The organism is Undibacterium cyanobacteriorum (genome assembly GCF_031326225.1).
Lineage (GTDB): Bacteria > Pseudomonadota > Gammaproteobacteria > Burkholderiales > Burkholderiaceae_D > Undibacterium > Undibacterium cyanobacteriorum.
In genome coordinates this window covers 3,376,619-3,396,438 of sequence record NZ_CP133720.1, presented here as the reverse complement: position 1 = coordinate 3,396,438, position 19,820 = coordinate 3,376,619, and the positions used below count along the sequence as shown (strand labels likewise).

The window sequence follows — 19,820 nt, the reverse complement described above, 5'->3', positions numbered from 1 at the left end:
AGTAATTAGTCTTTTTTGAGTGTGTTTTGTCGCCAATTTGGCAAGCGATTTTTGTCTCTGTTGCTCAGTGCACGCTGTGATAAACACAACGCAGTCTTCATCTGAATTGTGGGTCTCCTCATGTAAAATAGCGGGATGAATACAGAACTTCTTTCCGCCCCAGATTCCCTTGCCATCCCAAAGCCTGAGTTGGTCCCGCTCGGGCCCGATGCAGTCTCCCAACTTCCTTACCCGCAGTTTGTGCATCTTCGCATGCACTCCGAGTATTCGATTGTCGACGGCTTGGTACGCATTGATGATGTGGTGAAAGCCGCCCTCAAGGATAAGCAGCCAGCTTTGGCCTTGACCGATCTCGGCAACCTTTTTGGTCTTGTGAAGTTTTACAAAACGGCGCGTGGTAAAGCCATTAAACCCATCGCTGGTTGTGATGTGTGGATTACCAATGACGATGATCGTGATAAGCCTTCACGTTTGTTATTGCTAGTGAAGTCGCGTCATGGTTATTTGCGTCTGTGTGAGTTGCTCGCGCGCGCCTGGCTTGAAAATCAACATCGCGGTCGGGCCGAGCTACGCTTTGAGTGGCTGAAAGATTTGTTTGAGAACGATAGTGAACAAGGTTTGATTGCCCTTTCTGGCGCACATACCGGTGATATCGGTATGGCCATCGATAACGGTAATCTTGAATTGGCAGAGCGCTGCGCCCGACGTTGGGCGAGTATTTTCCCAGACCATTTCTACATCGAAATTCAGCGCGCTGGTCAAGCCAACATGGAAAACCATGTGAAGCAAGCGGTCAAGTTGGCCAACGCTGTGGGTTTGCCAGTGGTAGCGACCCATCCGATTCAATTCATTAGTAAAGATGATTTCACAGCGCATGAGGCGAGAACCTGTATCGCCGAAGGTGAAATGTTGGCCAATGCGCGGCGGGTGAAACGCTTCAATGATCAGCAATGCTTTAAAACGCGCGAGGATATGGTGGCGCTGTTTAAAGATCTTCCTGGTGCGCTTGAAAACTCGGTCGAAATTGCTAAACGTTGTAACTTAAAACTGGAATTGGGTAAGCCAAAGCTGCCAGATTTTCCAACTCCAGACGGCATGAGTTTGAATGACTTCTTGGTGTTTGAAGCGAAGAAGGGTTTGGAGTTCCGCCTGGAGAACCTGTTTCCCGATCCCGAAAAACGCGAAAAGAATCGCGAACGCTACGAAGCGCGTTTGAAGTTTGAGACCGATACCATCATCAAGATGGGATTCCCCGGTTACTTCCTCATCGTGGCGGACTTCATTCAGTGGGCCAAAAATAATGGCGTGCCGGTAGGGCCGGGGCGTGGTTCAGGTGCGGGCTCTTTGGTCGCGTACAGCCTCTTGATTACCGATCTCGATCCCTTGCAATACAACTTGCTGTTCGAACGTTTCTTGAATCCAGAACGTGTCTCCATGCCCGACTTCGATATTGACTTCTGTCAGGAAGGTCGTGACCGCGTGATTCAATACGTGAAAGATCGCTATGGCAAAGATGCGGTGTCGCAGATTGCGACCTTCGGTACCATGGCCGCGAAAGGTGCGATTCGTGACGTGGGCCGTGTGCTCGACTTCGGTTACAACTTCTGTGACGGTGTGTCGAAACTAATTCCATTTAAACCCGGCAAACAAGTCACGATTGCTGAAGCGATTGTGGAAGAACCCTTATTGGCAGAACGTCTTGAAAACGAAGAAGAAGTGAAGACGCTGCTCGACTTAGCGCAGCAAGTCGAAGGTATCACCCGTAACATCGGTATGCATGCTGGTGGTGTGTTAATTGCGCCTGGTAAGCTCACCGATTTCTGTCCGCTGTATACGCAAGGTGGCGATTCCGGTGTGGTCTCGCAGTACGATAAAGATGACGTTGAAGCAGTCGGTCTGGTGAAGTTCGACTTCTTGGGCTTGACTACCTTGACGATTCTCGACCGCGCGGTGCGTTACATCAAGATGCTCGATCCCGCGATGAAAGATTTCGATCTGGCGAAATTGCCGCTCGATGATCGCGCTTCCTACGAATTGCTCACCAAAGCCAAGACCGTGGCCGTGTTCCAGCTTGAAAGCCGCGGTATGCAAGGCATGTTGAAAGATGCGCGCCCTGATCGCTTTGAAGACATTATTGCGCTAGTGGCTTTGTATCGCCCAGGTCCTATGGATTTGATTCCGGACTTCTGTAAGCGTAAGCATGGTGAGAAGTTTGATTATCCTGATCCCCGTACCGAAGGTATTTTGTCTGAAACCTACGGCATCATGGTGTATCAGGAACAGGTTATGCAGATGGCGCAGGTCGTTGGTGGCTACTCTCTCGGTGGCGCTGACTTATTACGTCGCGCGATGGGTAAGAAAAAAGCGGAAGAGATGGCAGAGCATCGTAAGATCTTCCGTGAAGGTGCTGGAAAAGGTGGTTTGTCTGAAGAGAAGGCCGACGAAATTTTCGACTTGATGGAAAAATTCGCGGGCTACGGTTTTAATAAATCGCATGCGGCAGCTTACGCTTTATTGTCCTATCACACCGCATATCTGAAAGCCCATCATCCCGCCGCGTTTATGGCAGCCAATATGTCGCTGGCCATGGATGATACGGACAAGATCAAAATCTTGGTCGAAGATGCGATCGATGTGTGCAAGCTCAAAATGCTGCCACCCGATATCAATCAATCTGATTATCGCTTCGTGCCAGTGGGCGAACCTGGGAAAAAAGCGACGCAAATTCGTTACGGCATGGGCGCGGTCAAAGGCTCAGGGCAAAACGCGATTGAGAATATCGTCAATGCACGCAAAGAAGGCGGCCCCTTCACGGATCTTTTCGATTTCTGCAAACGCGTGGATAAGCGCCAAGTCAATCGCCGTACGATTGAATCCTTGATTCGCGCTGGCGCCATGGATTGTCTCGGTCAAGACCGTGCGGTCTTGTTGGCGAGTGTGGATTTCGCGATGGAAGTGGCCGAGCAGGCTGAAGCATCAGCCAATCAAGTGAGCTTGTTTGGTGATGACGACGACATGATCCCGCCACCAGAATATGTGAAAGCAGAGCATTGGTCAGATCGCCAGCGTTTGCTCGAAGAAAAACAGGCACTCGGTTTCTATTTGTCTGGCCACCTGTTTGATGCCTATGCACCCGAGGTGCGTCAATTTATCAAGACCACCTTAGCGAAACTGGAGCCATCGCGCGATCTGCGTTTGATCGGTGGGGTGATTTCTGGCTTGCGTTCGCAAATGACACAACGTGGTCGCTTGTTGATTGTCACGCTTGATGATGGAACTGCCGTCGTGGAAGTCACGGTGTACGGTGAGCTCGCAGAAGAATACAAGAGCGTCTTTAAAGAAGATGAATTCCTCGCTGTCTTGGGGAAAGTGTCGGAAGATCGATTCAATGGTGGCTTGCGGATTACGGCTGAAAAAGTGATGGACATCGGTCGTGCGCGTGTACAGTTTTCTCAGGGCTTGCGCGTGAAATTAGATGCGCGAGCCGACACCAAGAGATTGGCTGAAATCTTACGTGAACATTTGAACCAAGAAGGTTGCCCAGTGTTGATCGACTACAGTAACACGGTTGCATCGGCCGAGCTCTATCTTTCTGATGCATGGCGCGTGAATCCAGACGATCAACTGCGCAAAAAGTTGGGAGATTGGTTGCAGCCGTCTAGTGTTCGGATCGACTACGCCTAAGCGCCGCCAGAGTTGTCTGACAGCGATCCTTCGCCCCTCTTAGCCACTATTAGCCACCTTTAGCCATCCATCAAACTCTATGGAATCCAGCATGCCACTTAATCCATCGTCGACTTTCAGACGTGATTTGCCCGGCCATATTCTCAGTATTCTGCCGGTGAGTTTGGTTTTTCCAGTGGCGTGGATGTATGTGGGATTCTTATTGTTCTTGCTGGCTTTTGTCGTATCTGGCGAGTGGACTCAAAAATGGCAGCGAGTGCGTCAACACCCTATGCTGTTGCCTACGCTGCTGATGCTCGGGATCAGTTCGATGGCGATGCTGTTGCACGGTACATTAAATACCGAGGGACTGAATGGCTTTCTGCATTACCAGATTTATTTTTTCTTATTGGTGATGCTGGCGGTCAGTCCAGGTGATTGGCAGCAACGTGCTGTACATAGTTTTTTCCTTGGCGCATTGATTGCAGCCAGTTTGTTTTTTTTAGCCAGCTTAAAACTGCTTCCTGAAACAACTCTGTTCCGAAGCTATGTCATTTATCAAGGCAATAAGTCGATTTTATTAGGCCTGTTGTTGGCAATCGCAGCGGTCTGGATGCTGCATGAGTGGAAGGTTCAGCACAATCATACATGGTGGCGTTTGGCTGCATTTCTCTATGTTGTATTGGGTCTATTCATAGGTAGTAAATCACGTACAGCAGGCTTATTGTTTTTTGTACTGGTGCTGATGTTAGGGTTTGCCGGAGCGCGTATGCGTCGATGGTATTTGTTAGCTTTAGCCTGTTTGGCCGGTCTTGGTGCTGTGACGGTTTACCAAGCCGCGCAGCAAGCAGCCCCAGTTACTTGCTTAGCGAAGGAAATGCATGATCGCTATCAAATGAGCGGTGTCGAGATCCTCGAAAATCGTGCGATTTGTACCGTGCAACAAGTCAGGGATTTTGGTAAATCGGGGAATGTGAGTGAAGACGGTATGCGCTTGCAGATCTATCACAACACTTGGGAGTTAGTGCAACAATCTCCTTGGACGGGACATGGGGTTAGCCAATGGCTGCCGCTGTATCAAGAAAAAGCCAAAGGCAGCATGAGCGAAAAAATGACCACACCGCATAACGATTATCTCTTGTATTGGTGTGAGCTTGGTATCGCTGGTGTGGTCGGTTTGCTGCTGACTTTTGTGTGGCAGTTCCGCGTCGGAGTTCAGCTCGCGAAGCAACGGAGTGCGGATGCGATACCCGTGTATTTACTGAGTCTGAGTATGATGTTCGCGGGTGCTTTCAATGCGATCTTGCGTGATGCTTTGTTTGGCCTTGCCATGTTGATTTTGTTGGCGATTCCGATGGCCTCTTTTCGCGCTGGTCAGCGACCATGAGCAGAATAAATAAAAACAAAGAAAAATAAAGAAACCTCAAATAATTAAACTATGGCAAAAATTAATTCATCCATTGTCCGTCGTTTGTGGACGTCGGTTTCCAAATACAAGGTCTACTTGTTTTGGACCTTCGCCACCATGACGGGCACCGCTTTGACTGAGGTTGCTTTGCCGTGGGGCTTAGGAAAACTACTTGATAATGGATTTCAAGGCGCACGCATGCAATTTCCACTGTGGTATGTGCCCGCAGGTCTACTCAGCATTTTTGTTTTCCGTGGTCTGTGTACTTTCACAACCAGTTATTTGATTAGCCGCGTCACAGTGAATTTGCTGAACGAACAGCGCGCACAAATCTTTTCGAAGTTAATGCATGTGCCAGTTGGCTTCTATCATTCAGAATCGAGTGGACGCATCATCAACACGATTATGTTCGAGGCGCAGCAAATCGTTGAAATGATCAGGGTGTCGATCACAACTTTGTTCCGCGACTCGCTGACGGTCGTGGCTTTAATGGGCTATCTGATTTGGCTCAATTGGAAGCTGACTTTGGTGACCATCATCCTGATTCCAGGAATGACACTCTTGGTCCGCGGTGTAAGTAAGCGCCTGCGCAAATTAAATCAACAATCCTTGGAAGTGAATGGTGAGTTGACACAGGTAATCGAAGAATCGACGCGCGCCCATCAGGTAATTCGCATCTTTGGCGGTCAAGAGTATGAGCAAAAGCGTTTTGATGAAAAGAATCGCAAGCTCGGCAGTTATACTTTAAAGAGTACCGTGGCAGTCTCGTTCACGACACCGTTGACGCAGATTTTAGCGTCGGTTGCGGTCGCCATTGTCATCATGTTGGCTTTGGCGCAAGCGCGTAAAGATGCGACTACGGTGGGGGACTTTGTTACCTTCATCACTGCAATGATGATGTTGCTGACACCACTCAAACGCTTAGCGGATTTGAATGGACCTATGCAGCGAGGCATGGCCGCTGCGGAGTCCGTGTTTGCAATGGTTGATACGGATACCGAGCTGACCACCGGTCAACAATTGGAACAACGCGCACAGGGACGGCTCAGTTTCCGCAACGTGCACTTCACTTATCCCGAACAAGAACACTCCGCTTTAAGCGATATCAACCTCGAGATTGCCGCAGGCGAAACGATCGCCCTAGTTGGTATGTCGGGCGGCGGTAAGACTTCTCTTGTGAACTTGGTGCCTCGTTTTTATGAGCCCAATCAAGGTGAAATTCGCTTAGACGATTACGTCTTATCGGATCTGGCGTTGAAGAGTCTACGTCAACAGATTGCGATGGTGAGCCAAAACGTGGTTCTGTTTGATGATACGATCGCTGCCAATATTTCTTACGGCGATGCCGAGCCAGACTCAGCACGTATCGCCTATGCGGTTGAAGCCGCTCACTTGCAAGAAGTCGTCAAAGAATTGCCGGAAGGCTTGAATACGATGATCGGCGATAATGGGATGCGTTTATCGGGCGGTCAACGTCAACGACTTGCCATTGCCCGAGCTATCTACAAAAACGCGCCTATTCTGATTTTGGATGAGGCCACTTCGGCACTCGATAGCGAGTCGGAGCGTGCAGTGCAAGCAGCCTTGGATCAATTGATGCAAGGGCGCACAACCTTAGTGATTGCGCACCGCTTATCGACTATTGAAGGCGCTAGTCGGATTGTGGTGCTGGCGGAAGGGAAGATCGTCGAGGTTGGCACCCACGCCGAACTGCTCGCCAAAAATGGCGCCTACGCCAATTTACATCGTTTGCAATTTTCGATGTGATTGATATCGACAGCGCGAAGCCAAAATTCGTTCGACCGAACTTTATCATCCCTTCCGAAGCTGGATCGACCGCACACTGGCGGCGCTAGGAAATACGCTATTGGTGAGATACACATCGATACTGTTGGCTGCATTGGGCTTGAGGTACTTGGTAAGATCGATGCTGTAGTTGCTTTGGCCTTCTTGAAACAGCCACTGGGTGCCATTGATGCACAAGATGATGTTGGCACTGTTGGTGAGCGTGATCTCAAAGTTGTACTGTTTGGCACTTGGTAAGGCATTTTCACTATAGCGTAGCAATTCAAACTGCGCCCCGTTGGTGTAGCTGAGGCTCACCGGGGGCTTGCTGGTGTCGTTCATGGTGCGACTGAGATCGGTGCCAAGTCCAACATAATTCCACGGTCGAGTAGTCACGTCATTCTCATAGCGACGCAAGGCATCACGTACCACCGCGGCGGCGGGTTTTTCTGTGCCGTCTAAGCGAATTAAACCAAAATAGCGATCTTCATCCGTGGCGGCTTTGGCGGGATTATCCAGAATGCTCCACATATTGAATGACTTCAATTGATTGTGAAAAATGCCGTCTTTACGATTGGCGTCTGCCAACTTGGCGAATAGGAGATTGTAGTAGGTGGCTTGATCGGCTTCCGTCCCCGTGGTTTTCCAATCTCGATCTGCACGAGTGATAGAGGGGATTACTTCGGTCACGCTATTGAAGCCGTTCTCTGTCACGATCACATCTTTACCTGCCGAGAATTGATCGATCCAAAATTGGATGATGTCAAAGGTGCGTTGTGGGTCGGTATTTGGTAAGTTAGGATCGCTATGGTAAGTATCGAGAGCAAGTGCATCTGAGGCAGCGACCACGCGGACTAACCAGTTATTGTAGTCGCGACCTTTGCTAATCGGACTGCTAGGATCGAGAGGATTACTATTAACGATAGGTTGTAGCTTGAGACGATCGGCCATGCCGATGTCAGCGGCGGCCTTGCGGGCGACTGCCGCCGCCTCGACATACCAATCGGCCCACTCATTCGCACGCGGCTCGCTGCCTGCTGCAGATAAGCGATAGTTGCTCATAATTTCGTAATCGATGGTCAGGCTCAAACTGCCCAGTGCTTTGAGCATGTGTTGAACATACGCGGCGAGGAAATTTTTGGCGGCTTGGCGAGTTTCTGGATCTGTAATCCTACCGTTGTAAAAGGCGGGTATGGTTTGTTTACTGGGAGTGATTTGGGCGGAGAAACTGATGTTGATGGCAGCGTAAATTGATTCGCCGTAGTTGTGCACGCGTCGGTAGTTCGCCATGCTACTACTGGCATCAAACCCAGCAAAGTCGTAAACACCTTTGCTCGTCTCGATGGCTGCCCAACTGTCAAAGCCGACGCGACTGGTCGGTCGTTTTCCCATGCTGAGTAAGGTCACGTCCTGTTTGGAAAATGTTTCCCAGAAACCGAATTTGATGCCGCTAGGATTGGGTAATGTGGTCAGCTTGATGATGCGGATTTGGTTCGGTGCCGCATCGAATAAATTGAAGCTGTCGTGCAAGCCAATCAACTGCATCGCAGCACTAGTGTCTGTCGGAGTAACGGCGGCCGCAATACTCATGCCTTTGCTAATAGAGTCTTCCGGACTCAAATAATTGATGCCGTTTTGTAAGGCGAAGTAGTTGCCAACCACGATCTTGTTGTTAAGCAGCTGTGGAACCCAGCCGAATTCAACGTCGCCTTCAAACAGATGTGCTGAGGTCAGCATACTGATCGCCATTCTGCCTCTGGACATACTGCCTTGATTCAACTGTGTCGTCCAGTAGTTGACTTCTGTGTCAGTGGGCGCAGTCGGGCCGGTGCGTGCTAACACATTTTTATAAATGATTCGCACAAAATCAGCATTGCTCATCGTTGCACTGTAACCCGTTTGCGCGCTATAGAGGACTGCCGCGCCATAGAAGTAATTGGCGATGGTTTCTATACTTTGTCCGCGTGCTCTTTCGTTGACCCAATAGCTGAGCCCATCAGCCTCAGGCACGCGATTAAAAAAAGCAATATAAAGTTCGGTGACTTGATTGAGATCATTCATGCTCAATTGCTGTGACTGATTTGCCGCAAGCAAGTTGAGGCGCATATCTTTGAAGCGTACGCTGGTCACGGAAGAGGGGAGGCTCGTCGTTTGCGCACTTGCTTTATCGCTGACCTTGATGCCACTGGTACTGGCAGTCAAGCTGTACTCATCGCGGGTCTTATCGAAACTGACTTCGATTGAGGCCGCTGTGCTTGGTGCGGCGGTCATGATCGTGGCGTTGACAGGGATTTGCGTTTGGGATTGGCCACCGCACGCGATTAAACCCGAAAGCATAGCGACGATGCTGATCTGCCGATAAGGGAAAAAATTGGGCATTGTAAAATTCCGCAAAGTGGAAGTGCTGCTGGTCGTAGAAATGGATATGTGAGTAGATCCAGATGCTACAACGGGTCTCCTATTTGGCACCTTTCAAGGTCGTTACAAATTGTAATGTCGCGAGAGACGAAACATCGTATAGTGTCGCTTTCGTATTACATTTGCTTGCAATTAAGGACCGTTTAAATCGTCAATCGGGCCGAGGATGAAGGAATTTTTTATGAAGCTGAAGCGTTTTTCGATACTGTTTGGCGTACTTGGTGCGTGTGTAAATCTCGTCTGGTGTAGTGTGGCTGTGGCGAAGCAGCAAGACCCGCAACTATTCAACGCTCAGAAGATAGATCAAGCGATGCGACGCTTTGTCAAAGCGCCACATCCTATGGCGAGTGCGGAACAGAAGAAATACACCCAAGAATTGAAAGCCAATCTCACTAAAGAAGGGTGGGAAGTTCAGGTTCAAAAATTCAAGACCAAGATCCCTAATGTGTCGGCGGAAAAGTTAGGTGGCAAGGATAAGAAAGCCAATCCTGTGAAAGAAGTGGAAGGTGAAAATCTCATCGCTTTCTTGAAAGGGAGCGAGCGTTGTTTGGTGATGGTAGGCGGACACTACGATACGAAACCGTACAGCAATATGAAATTCCTTGGTGCCAATGACGGTGGCTCATCGACTGCAGCCATGTTGGAGTTAGCCCGTGTGACTAAGCAGATACGCAAAGACGAAGCAACGAAATCTGATGCCGGTCGCTATATGGATTGCACTCTTGGGCTGGCTTTTTTTGATGGCGAGGAAGCGACTCTGGCCGAGTGGAATGACGGTGAACGTTTAGTCGGTGTGCAGGACAATATTCATGGTTCACGCGCTTTTGCTGAGAAACTTGAGAAGCAGTTTGATGGGATCGCCTACAACGGATTACCCATTAAAGCGATGCTGATCATCGATATGATAGGGCATAAGAATCAGAACCTCTTCATCACCCGTGGTTCACATCCACAGTTAGCGCAGAAATTTTTGTCGCAGCGTACGACGACTAAGATAAGCGCCGTCAATTTGATGATCGAGGACGATCACGTGCCGTTTGTGCAAATGGGTGTTCCGGTTTTGCATATTATTGACTGGACCAATTTGAACGAATGGCATACCGACAAAGACACGCTCGATATTATCAGTAACCAGCATATTGCCGATTTTGGCAATATGCTGGTGCGATTCTTGAAGCAAAAGCGTTGAAGCAAAACCGTTGAAGCAAAAGAGGTAGGACGATGTTACTGAAATAATCGGAGATCAATCCCGTTTGCCATCACGCGATACCCTGCGGCATTCGGGTGTGTATGGTCGCCGCTGTCATAGATCGGATTCAAACGATCGACCTGCGCTGGATCACGCAACATCAAATCGAAATCGATGACACCATCAAATGCGGAAGCGCTGCGTATCCATTGATTGATACGGATCCGTAAGCGTTCTGCTTCCGGCGTGTGCGGTAAGCGCCCTTGGGCGCCACCGCGTGGCTTGATGGTGGTCCCGATGATCTTGATGCTTCTTTCATGTGCACGTGTAATCAATTGCTGATAACCGTCAACGAGGTCTTCGTAAGTGATCTGTTCGCTCGGATCAGAGAAAGCATGGTTAGCTGAAATATCATTGGTGCCGATGCTCACAATAATGAATTGCACGCCAGCCCGCTGCAACACATCTTCATCAAATCTCAGTAGGCCCGCGTTTCCGATGAATGGCGCGCTTGCTCCGCGTAATAATCGATTGCCCGCGATCCCCGCATTGAGGACGGCATATTGCCGATGCTTTGGCGATACCTGCAAACGTTCAGCGAGAAAATCAGTCCAACGATGGTAACGGTCATTCTCGATACCTACACCATCAGTCAGTGAATCACCAAAAGCGACGATAGCACCTGTTTTGCCGGAGGTTTGTATCTCGAGTTCCTTGAGAAAGTAGCGCGTGTCGTCTTGTTTTGCTTCACCCCAAGTTTTACTTCGTGTCTTGTCGACCAATGGGTAGAGTTGGGCATTTTGCATTGATGTATTGTGTAGTGTCGCCGTTTCTGTGCCTTCCGGTAAAAAGAAACTAATCGCCAGTTCTTCTAAGGCTTTGACTGGTAAATCGATGCTATCGCTGACGATTTCCTGTCCAGGAGGAATGACGACATTGTTTGAACCAGCGAACAAGACAGGCCGCTGTGATTTCAAATCAATCGCACCAAGACCATCACTACGTGCGATCATTACCGATGTCATCTTTAAAGCGCTGGTGCCAAATTTGTTCGAGAATTGTAGACGCACTTTTTTGCCATCGATGCTGCTACGAATTCTTTGGCGAAGTGACTGCGGCTCAAGTGCTCCGCCTTTCGAATCAATTGGCGAATACCAAGCGCTACTCCAAAGTAAGGTAGCAGCGTTCTGTTGATGCCCCTCTTGCTTATGGCTGTGCGTGGGGTTGTGGGTGCCAGAAGGATTGTTAGGACTGGCGCTGACGTTGCTGTTCCAGAGTAAGCTGCAAATGATACTAACGACGACTTTTCCAAGCATAGTGATGACTCCGGGTTCAGCGCATCACAATTGAACAAGTAGAGTTTTTTATTCGTCTCTTTTCTCATGATGCGAAATCGAAAGCACAAAAAAAATCGTCATCGCGACCAATAGTCGGGATGACGAAAAAGGGAGGTTGAAACAATGTGTACTGTCAGCTAAAGACTTTCACGTACAATTGATTCACGGTTAGTGTGATACGCCAAGGTTTTTCAGGCAATTACTTTGGGACAAACGGTGGGAAATATGGGTTGAACAGTGCCTGAACTGGCACCAATCAATGATACTTAGGATTTGCGAGTATAAAAAAACTAGCCAATTTGACTAGTCTAATTCACGGCTAAAGCGCTGAAAAGTGAGGCTTGCTGCCATTTAAAATACCGCGCTTGGAGGAGGGGGTATGACTTTGAATTTGTCGACGAAACTGCAGCTTATTCTATCTCGGGCGGTTCTTTGGCTTGGTGTTTCTTTATTCACTTGCGTTTCCGCACGCGCCGCCGATTTAGAACGCTATCGGATTGACCCTGACCATACCTTCACTTTTTTCGAATACAAACATTGGGGCCTGTCTTTACAAAGAGGTCGCTTCGATCGCAGTACCGGTAGCGTAGAAATCGATTTTGAGGCGAGAACCGGGAAGGTCGTCTTGGAAATCGAGACGGGGTCGATCAGTACGGGCGTCGGATTATTTGACAATCGACTGAAGTCCTCGCAATTTTTTGATAGTGAGCGTTTTCCTAAAATCGTGTTCACTTCCAACCGATTAATTTTCGACGAGCAGAATAATTTGCAGGCGCTTGAAGGATTGCTTCGCATAAAAGATGTGAGCAAGGTGGTGCGTTTTGATTTGCACCATTTTCATTGTCGTTTTATGCCCTTGTATTTTGCCCGTGCCTGCGGTGCGAACGGCAGCGCAAAAATTCTACGCAGTGAATTCGACCTTGGTAGTTATGCGCCATTTGTGAGCGATGAAGTCACGCTGTGGTTCAATCTTGAAGCGATCAAGGAATAAAAATATTCGAAGAAAAACGACCAGCCGAGAGTCGGTCGTTTTGCATGGGGCATCACTTCTTCGTTTGTCGAGGTGCTCAGTCGGCAAATAGACTTCTTACGCGCCAACCCATGGCAAGGCCGCACTGCACCAACCACCAATTGTTTTGCGATGGCCATGATGATCTTTGTCGCCTTCGAAACCTTGGAGAATGTCGAAGCAATTTTGGTAGCCGTTCTCGCAGGCAAGCTTTGCCGCGTGTTTAGAACGGACACCTGATCGACACAAAAATACAATGATGCTGTCCTTGTTAGGGACAGCCGCTGCAAGTTCTTGCAGGAAGTGAGGGTTGGCAACGCCGCCGGGGTAAGTCGACCATTGCACCGCTTTGTGCTGGGCCTCTGGGATCTGAACGCGACCGACCCAATCTCGTTCTGCATTCGTTCGTACGTCGACGAGCATAACGTTACTGTCTTGTTCCAGCAATGCATAGGCCTCTTCAGGAGTCACTGCACCTGAGTAAGGCAGAGTTTGATCCTGTCCGCGTTTGCGGGCGGTGTCTAAAATGGAAGTGCTCATGGGATTATCTTTCTTAGGAAAACAAATCGAGTATTCGTACTTATGATGGTTAGACGTTTAGCTAGTTGGTTCAGTTTGTTTAAAGAAATCAAAACAAAATGCTAAAGCCAACCTAATTTCCTAGTAAGTTAGCTAGTTCAGTGTATTTGGTCAACATCGTAAACAAAAGCATATTGGATTGATTGATGCCAACGCCTGCATCGCATCAACATTAAATTTCTTTCACCAACTCAAAGTTCAAACTTACTTTTCCTGTGCACTTGTTTAGAGATGCTGATCGCACTATTATGGTGCGTTACATGATTTTTGCATCAATTTAGTGCAGCTAATTTCGTGGTGTAAAAATAAAGTTTTCCGATCTTTCCGATTTTAGCTTAAAAATCAGTTGCTTATGTTAATGAAATCTGCGCTGAAATTGTGCAAAAAGATGGCATGATTTCTGCTTATAGTGCACGGAACAAAAAATTTCAGAGAAATGCATTGATTTAGTGCGTTGCCGTGCTAATGTGGTTCCTTGCATTTGGGAAATGGCTTGTGGCTTTTTTGGCCATCGTAATCTAGGTAAATTATCTTTTTGATCGAATTGAGGAGCTTCAAATGGCAATGACAGCAGCAGATGTCTTGAAAATGGCGAAAGATAACGAAGTTAAGTTCGTTGATTTCCGTTTTGCTGATACACGTGGTAAAGAACAGCACGTAACCGTACCGATTTCCCAATTCAGTATGGATAAGTTCGAATCTGGTCATGCATTTGACGGTTCCTCCATCGCAGGTTGGAAAGGTATTGAAGCGTCTGATATGTTGTTGATGCCAGACCCAAACACAGCAAACATCGACCCATTCATGGAAGAAACGACATTGTTCATGCAATGTGACGTTATCGAGCCAGCTGACGGCAAAGGTTACGATCGTGACCCACGCTCCATCGCTAAACGCGCTGAAGCGTATTTGAAATCTTCGGGTATCGGTGACACAGCTTACTTCGGCCCAGAACCAGAATTCTTCATTTTTGACAGTGTTCGCTGGAAAATCGATATGTCTGGTTGCTTCGTGAAGATTGATTCTGACGAAGCTTCTTGGACAACAGGTAAAGATTTGGAAGGTGGCAACACTGGTCACCGTCCAACAGTCAAAGGTGGTTACTTCCCAGTGCCACCAGTCGATAGCTTCCAAGATATGCGTTCTGAAATGTGCTTGATTTTGGAATCCTTGGGCATTCCAGTTGAAGTGCATCACCATGAAGTTGCTGGCGCAGGTCAAAACGAAATCGGCACTAAGTTCTCCACTTTGGTCGAGCGTGCTGACTGGACTCAGAATTTGAAATATGTCGTGTGGAATGTTGCTCACACTTACGGCAAAACAGCGACTTTCATGCCAAAACCTATCGTTGGCGATAACGGTTCTGGTATGCACGTTCACCAATCGATCTGGAAAGACGGCAAAAACTTGTTCGCAGGCGACGGCTATGCAGGTTTGTCTGATTTCGCTTTGTACTACATCGGCGGTATCATCAAGCATGCACGTGCATTGAACGCGATCACGAATCCAGGTACTAACTCTTACAAGCGCTTGGTTCCAGGTTACGAAGCTCCAGTGAAATTGGCTTACTCTGCGAAAAATCGTTCTGCTTCTATCCGCATTCCATACGTAGCGAATCCAAAGGCACGTCGCGTTGAAGCACGCTTCCCAGATCCATTGGCGAACCCATACTTGTGCTTCGCTGCATTGATGATGGCAGGTTTGGACGGTGTACAGAACAAGATCCATCCAGGTGAAGCAGCGTCTAAAGACTTGTACCATTTGCCACCAGAAGAAGATGCATTGATCCCAACCGTTTGCCACTCTTTAGAGCAAGCTTTGGAAGCATTAGATAAAGATCGAGAATTCTTGACACGCGGTGGCGTGTTCAGCGACAGCATGATCGACGCTTACATCGAATTGAAGATGCAAGACGTACAGCGTATGCGTATGACGACGCACCCAGCTGAGTTCGACATGTACTACTCTCTGTAATTGAGATCGAAAAGAGCGGGGTTCGCCCCGCTTTTTCATTTCTGCATAAACAGTAAAAATTGTGCAAAATAGCGGCTTGACTTACACTTGACTTGTTATCGTTAAAGATTGCCAGCTATGAAGTATATTTTGACAGTATTCGGTTTTACTTTCTTGGTCGCGCAGCACGCCGTCGCGCAATCTGACGTCTATCTTTGTATTGATGCAAACGGTAAGAAGGAATACAGAAACGTCGGTAATGTGAAAGGCTGCAAGCGGGTCGAGCTTCCATATATGAATGTGGTACCTGCACCGGCAAGTGTGAAAAAGCCGGCGGCTCCTAAGGCCAGTGCGGCGAGTGCGCCAGCAAGTTTCCCGAAAGTGGACGATGCAACTCAAAAAGCACGCGACTCTGATCGTAAGCAAATATTGAATGAAGAGTTGAAGGCCGAAGAGCAAAAATTGGCAGGGCTGAAAAAAGAATATAACGGCGGCGATGTGGAACGACGCCCAGAAGAACGTCTACCGGCGCAGTACATGGAACGCGTGAATAATCTGAAGAACGACATTGCACGTTCGGAAAAGAATATTGAGGCGTTAAAGCGCGAGATTGGTAACTTGAAATAGTCGATTGCAAACGCGTTCAGCAAAGAGGCCGCCAACGCGGCCTTTTTTTGTGTCGCTAGGATTCTTGTTTCTTGAGATGCTGTTGATAGGGGTGATGTGTCAAACGATTTGAATCAATTTGCAGGCTTGGATTTGCTGGCGTCTTCAGTGATCGTACTCGATCCTGAAGCAAGAATTGTGTATGCCAATCCAGCTGCGGAGAATTTATTGGAGCGACCAAGCAAACTCTTGCAAAACCTCGCCTTGAACGAATTATTTTTGAATAGCGAGGAATTGTTCGAGGGTTTTCATCAAGCCTTAGCTCACCAGTTTGCGGAAAAGCGCCAAGATTTGATTCTTGAACGTAGTGGTCGTGAGCCTTTGCACGTGCATACCATCGTTACAGCATTGGACACACTTGAGACGCCAGTCTTGATTGAGTTGCGTGAGAACGTGCAACAAGTCAAGCTTGATCGTGAAGAGCGTATGCATGATCAAAATAAAGAGAACAAAGAGCTTATTCGCAATTTGGCACACGAAATCAAGAATCCCTTGGGCGGCATTCGTGGTGCGGCGCAATTGTTGGAACTGGAACTGCCCGAACAAGATATTTCAGAGCGGCGCGCTAAAGAGCTACGTGAATACACGCAGGTCATCATCAAAGAAGCAGATCGCTTGCAAGTCTTAGTTGATCGTTTATTGGCGCCGAATCGTTTGCCGCAGGTGATTGCAGACGTCAACATTCATGAGGTTTGCGAACGCGTCCGCAGTTTGATTATGGCCGAGTTCCCGAAAGGTCTGAGTATCAAACGCGACTATGATTTGTCGATCCCAGAGTTTCGTGGCGATCAACAGCAGCTCATTCAAGTGGTTTTGAATATCGCTCACAATGCTGCGCAAGCTCTGATTATGCGGATGGCGGAAGGTGATGCTGAAATCATTTTTAAGACGCGCGTGGTGCGTCAAGTCACGCTCGCCAAAATTCGTTACAGGCTGGCATTAGATTTGCATATCATCGACAATGGTCCGGGCATACCAGCTGAAATTCGCGATCGAATTTTCTATCCGCTGGTCTCGGGTCGTGATGGCGGCAGTGGCCTTGGTTTGACCTTAGCGCAAGCATTTATTACGCAGCATGCGGGCGTAATCGATTGCGAAAGTCGACCAGGTTGCACTGATTTTAGGATTCTCATACCACTACCGTGAGCGAACTTGGTGCGCGCGTGAATTTTTGGTGCACGATCACAGTGATCCGAAACAAGGAATGCAAGAAGAATGAAAAAAACAATTTGGATTGTAGATGATGATGATTCAATTCGTTGGGTGCTAGAGAAGGCCTTGGCCCGCGAAGGTTTGAATACGCGTAGCTTTCGTCAACCGGATGAAGTGCTTCAAGCCTTGGATGATGAAAGTGAAGTGCCGCAAGTTTTGGTTTCAGATATTCGCATGAATGGCGCTTCAGGTTTAGATCTTTTGCAAACGGTAAAACTACGTTTGCCAAGTCTGCCAGTGATTATCATGACCGCGTTTTCGGACCTCGATTCAGCGGTAGCCGCATTCAAAGGTGGTGCGTTCGAGTACCTAGCGAAGCCTTTTGATTTGGCGAAGGCCGTCGAGTTGATTCGCCGAGCCCTTGAAGAGAGCGAGCGCGAGACGACTGTCGAACAAATGCAAGATGTTGAAACCGAGATTCTTGGTCAAGCACCGGCAATGCAAGAAGTGTTTCGTGCGATTGGTCGCTTATCGCAGTCGAGCGTGACGGTCTTAATTACTGGTGAATCCGGTAGTGGCAAAGAGCTCGTTGCACGGGCCTTGCATAAACATAGTCCACGTGTGAACCAACCCTTTATCGCGATTAATACGGCCGCGATTCCTAAGGATCTGTTGGAATCCGAGCTGTTTGGTCATGAGCGTGGTGCATTTACCGGAGCGCAGTCTGCGCGCCGCGGTCGCTTTGAGCAAGCGGAAGGCGGCACACTCTTTCTCGATGAGATCGGTGATATGCCTTTCGATTTGCAAACACGTTTGTTGCGCGTTTTGTCGGACGGGCACTTCTACCGAGTCGGCGGACATCAGCCAATGAAAGCGAACGTGCGCTTGATCGCAGCGACGCATCAAAACTTAGAGGAGCGTGTCAAAGATGGTGTGTTCCGTGAGGACTTATTTCATCGATTGAATGTGATTCGTTTACGAGTTCCAAGTTTGCGCGAACGTCGTGAGGATATACCTTTGTTGGCGAAGCATTTCTTAGTGCAGAGCGCGAAACAGCTGGGTGTAGATGCGAAACGTTTATCTGATCAGGCACTTAGTTTTATTTCCCATCTTGATTTTCCGGGGAATGTCCGCCAGCTCGAAAATCTATGTAATTGGATCACGGTCATGGCACCTGGACAGGTCGTGGAAGTCGTCGATCTACCCTCCGAATTAGTGCATGCCACGCCACTTGAGTCGCTTACTTCATATGGGGTCGCGCAGACAGAAAGTTTGGCTCGGGTGGCGCATGATGGACTCTCGTGGAGTGATCTGCTGGAAGCGAAGGCGGGAGAACTTCTACAAAATGATGTGCCAGAAATCATGAATGGCTTGAGTCGAGATTTTGAGTCTGTCCTCATACGAGCTGCGTTGAAGCATACCCATGGTCGCAAGAACGATGCAGCAATTCGTTTGGGTATTGGTCGAAATACGATTAGTCGAAAGATTCAAGAGCTCGGAATTGAGGGCGTCAAAGACGACTAAGAATGCTTGAGCAACAACGCAAGACGCTGAATTTAAAGTGATTTTACAGTCTGTCGTTTTTTTGTTTTCATACTGCCAATGAAAATGTTCCCCTAAAGCAAACTACGTAGTATGATTTCCTCACGAACATGAATTTTGAAACAGTTCGCTTCATTATCGTTCGATGGGATCAGCCGCTGGCTGATGCTACGTGTGACCGCTCAGGTCCTACGCGATGCTGTAATAACAGGGGGATTTTTTCATGAATTTCGATACACTATTTCAGCAGCAAAACGCATTACCTACCATTCCTAAAGTGGTGCAAGAGGTAATCGATAGCTTTAACAACGATAATGTTTCTATTGACGAAATCGCGCGCAAATTAGCTGCGGATCAGGTACTCAGTGCTAAGCTTTTGCGTCTCGCCAATTCTTCCTATTATCATTCTTCTCGAAGCGTGGGGACGGTCGATGATGCTGTTCTCATGCTCGGCTTTATGACTGTTCGCACTCTGGTAATTAGTAGTGGTTTGACAGGCGGATTCAAAGCCATGCCAGGCGTCGACTTAAAGCAATTCTGGCGCTACAGCTTACATACGGCGGTCATTTCAAAGTGGATTGCTAAGAAAATTGGTGGCAATTCTGATTTTGCATTTACCGTTGGTCTGATGCATGCGATTGGTCAATTGGTGATGCATGCAGCAATGCCGGAACAAACTCTGCAAGTCGACAAAATCGCTGGTCCATTGGACTCGCGTCGCTTAAGTGTTGAGCAAACATCTTTTGGCTACAATTTCTCTGATGTCGGTGCTGAACTGGCACGACGTTGGCGCTTCCCAGATAACTTTGGTACGGTGATTAAGGGTTTTCCTGATCCTCTCGAAAAAGAAAATTTTGATGTGATGTCTGGTGTGGTGCACCTTGCTGTGTGGCGTGCACGTGCAGAGGAAAACAAATATTCAAAAGAGGAAATGGAAGCAACACTGCCGACTGATGTGGTAGCCAAGATTGGCCTCAGTAGTGCTGCAATTTTGGATGAGATGCCGCCGGTTCTTGAATTGGCTGCTGGACTTGAGGATTTGATTAGCTAGGTTAAGGTTAGTTGGTGGTTGCAAACTGATGCAAAACAAAGGCCGCATTATGCGGTCTTTGTTTTTTC

Annotated in this window: 13 protein-coding genes; 10 read left to right on the top strand and 3 right to left on the bottom strand. The window is 48.2% G+C overall.

Going from position 1 to position 19,820, the window contains the following annotated elements:
- The first annotated feature begins 252 nt into the window (after positions 1 to 252).
- From dnaE to msbA, 3 genes are all read left to right on the top strand, one after another.
- A complete protein-coding gene (gene dnaE, locus RF679_RS14215; RefSeq protein ID WP_373921782.1) occupies positions 253 to 3,684 on the top strand; it encodes a DNA polymerase III subunit alpha in 3,432 nt (1,143 codons plus the stop codon).
- Between the two features lie 91 nt (positions 3,685 to 3,775).
- On the top strand, positions 3,776 to 5,050 hold the full coding sequence (locus tag RF679_RS14210) for an O-antigen ligase family protein (protein ID WP_309481287.1): 1,275 nt from the start codon (positions 3,776 to 3,778) through the stop codon (positions 5,048 to 5,050).
- 51 nt (positions 5,051 to 5,101) lie between these two features.
- Positions 5,102 to 6,838, top strand: coding sequence for a lipid A export permease/ATP-binding protein MsbA (gene msbA, locus RF679_RS14205; protein ID WP_309481286.1), 1,737 nt, complete (start codon positions 5,102 to 5,104; stop codon positions 6,836 to 6,838).
- A gap of 45 nt (positions 6,839 to 6,883) precedes the next feature.
- On the opposite strand, the gene RF679_RS14200 is transcribed toward msbA, so the two are convergent.
- Complete coding sequence (locus RF679_RS14200; RefSeq protein WP_309481285.1) at positions 6,884 to 9,235, bottom strand: DUF4214 domain-containing protein; 2,352 nt, start codon at positions 9,233 to 9,235, stop codon at positions 6,884 to 6,886.
- 220 nt (positions 9,236 to 9,455) lie between these two features.
- Between RF679_RS14200 and RF679_RS14195 the strand changes: the two genes are divergently transcribed.
- Entirely contained in the window at positions 9,456 to 10,463 is a 1,008-nt protein-coding gene (locus RF679_RS14195) for a M28 family peptidase (protein WP_309481284.1), read from the top strand.
- A 35-nt stretch (positions 10,464 to 10,498) separates the two neighbouring features.
- Here RF679_RS14195 and RF679_RS14190 read toward each other — a convergent pair whose 3' ends face one another.
- Positions 10,499 to 11,779: an SGNH/GDSL hydrolase family protein gene (locus RF679_RS14190; protein WP_309481283.1), complete on the bottom strand. Its 1,281-nt coding sequence runs from the start codon at positions 11,777 to 11,779 to the stop codon at positions 10,499 to 10,501.
- Positions 11,780 to 12,179: 400 nt separating this feature from the next.
- Here RF679_RS14190 and RF679_RS14185 point away from each other — a divergent pair, with 400 nt between their 5' ends.
- Positions 12,180 to 12,791 (top strand): YceI family protein, encoded by a 612-nt coding sequence (locus RF679_RS14185; protein WP_309481282.1) that lies wholly within the window; start codon positions 12,180 to 12,182, stop codon positions 12,789 to 12,791.
- Between the two features lie 96 nt (positions 12,792 to 12,887).
- On the opposite strand, the gene RF679_RS14180 is transcribed toward RF679_RS14185, so the two are convergent.
- Entirely contained in the window at positions 12,888 to 13,349 is a 462-nt protein-coding gene (locus tag RF679_RS14180) for a rhodanese-like domain-containing protein (RefSeq protein ID WP_309481281.1), read from the bottom strand.
- A 597-nt stretch (positions 13,350 to 13,946) separates the two neighbouring features.
- On the opposite strand from RF679_RS14180, the gene glnA reads away from it, so the two are divergent.
- The 5 genes from glnA to RF679_RS14155 all read left to right on the top strand — a co-directional run bounded on the left by glnA (position 13,947) and on the right by RF679_RS14155 (position 19,752).
- Entirely contained in the window at positions 13,947 to 15,362 is a 1,416-nt protein-coding gene (gene glnA, locus RF679_RS14175) for a type I glutamate--ammonia ligase (RefSeq protein WP_309481280.1), read from the top strand.
- Positions 15,363 to 15,479: 117 nt separating this feature from the next.
- Complete coding sequence (locus tag RF679_RS14170) at positions 15,480 to 15,968, top strand: DUF4124 domain-containing protein (RefSeq protein ID WP_309481279.1); 489 nt, start codon at positions 15,480 to 15,482, stop codon at positions 15,966 to 15,968.
- Positions 15,969 to 16,064: 96 nt separating this feature from the next.
- A complete protein-coding gene (glnL, locus tag RF679_RS14165) occupies positions 16,065 to 17,153 on the top strand; it encodes a nitrogen regulation protein NR(II) (protein ID WP_309481278.1) in 1,089 nt (362 codons plus the stop codon).
- 69 nt (positions 17,154 to 17,222) lie between these two features.
- Positions 17,223 to 18,683: a nitrogen regulation protein NR(I) gene (gene ntrC, locus RF679_RS14160; RefSeq protein WP_309481277.1), complete on the top strand. Its 1,461-nt coding sequence runs from the start codon at positions 17,223 to 17,225 to the stop codon at positions 18,681 to 18,683.
- A 241-nt stretch (positions 18,684 to 18,924) separates the two neighbouring features.
- The gene (locus RF679_RS14155; RefSeq protein WP_309481276.1) at positions 18,925 to 19,752 is read left to right on the top strand and encodes an HDOD domain-containing protein; all 828 of its coding nucleotides are present in this window, start codon (positions 18,925 to 18,927) and stop codon (positions 19,750 to 19,752) included.
- The last annotated feature ends 68 nt before the right edge of the window (positions 19,753 to 19,820 follow it).

Coding starts and splice junctions, on each gene's coding strand:
- dnaE (WP_373921782.1), top strand. CDS start 253: ATGCACTCCGAGTATTCGATTGTCGACGGCTTGGTACGCATTGATGAT.
- RF679_RS14210 (WP_309481287.1), top strand. CDS start 3,776: ATGCCACTTAATCCATCGTCGACTTTCAGACGTGATTTGCCCGGCCAT.
- msbA (WP_309481286.1), top strand. CDS start 5,102: ATGGCAAAAATTAATTCATCCATTGTCCGTCGTTTGTGGACGTCGGTT.
- RF679_RS14200 (WP_309481285.1), bottom strand. CDS start 9,235: ATGCCCAATTTTTTCCCTTATCGGCAGATCAGCATCGTCGCTATGCTT.
- RF679_RS14195 (WP_309481284.1), top strand. CDS start 9,456: ATGAAGCTGAAGCGTTTTTCGATACTGTTTGGCGTACTTGGTGCGTGT.
- RF679_RS14190 (WP_309481283.1), bottom strand. CDS start 11,779: ATGCTTGGAAAAGTCGTCGTTAGTATCATTTGCAGCTTACTCTGGAAC.
- RF679_RS14185 (WP_309481282.1), top strand. CDS start 12,180: ATGACTTTGAATTTGTCGACGAAACTGCAGCTTATTCTATCTCGGGCG.
- RF679_RS14180 (WP_309481281.1), bottom strand. CDS start 13,349: ATGAGCACTTCCATTTTAGACACCGCCCGCAAACGCGGACAGGATCAA.
- glnA (WP_309481280.1), top strand. CDS start 13,947: ATGGCAATGACAGCAGCAGATGTCTTGAAAATGGCGAAAGATAACGAA.
- RF679_RS14170 (WP_309481279.1), top strand. CDS start 15,480: ATGAAGTATATTTTGACAGTATTCGGTTTTACTTTCTTGGTCGCGCAG.
- ntrC (WP_309481277.1), top strand. CDS start 17,223: ATGAAAAAAACAATTTGGATTGTAGATGATGATGATTCAATTCGTTGG.
- RF679_RS14155 (WP_309481276.1), top strand. CDS start 18,925: ATGAATTTCGATACACTATTTCAGCAGCAAAACGCATTACCTACCATT.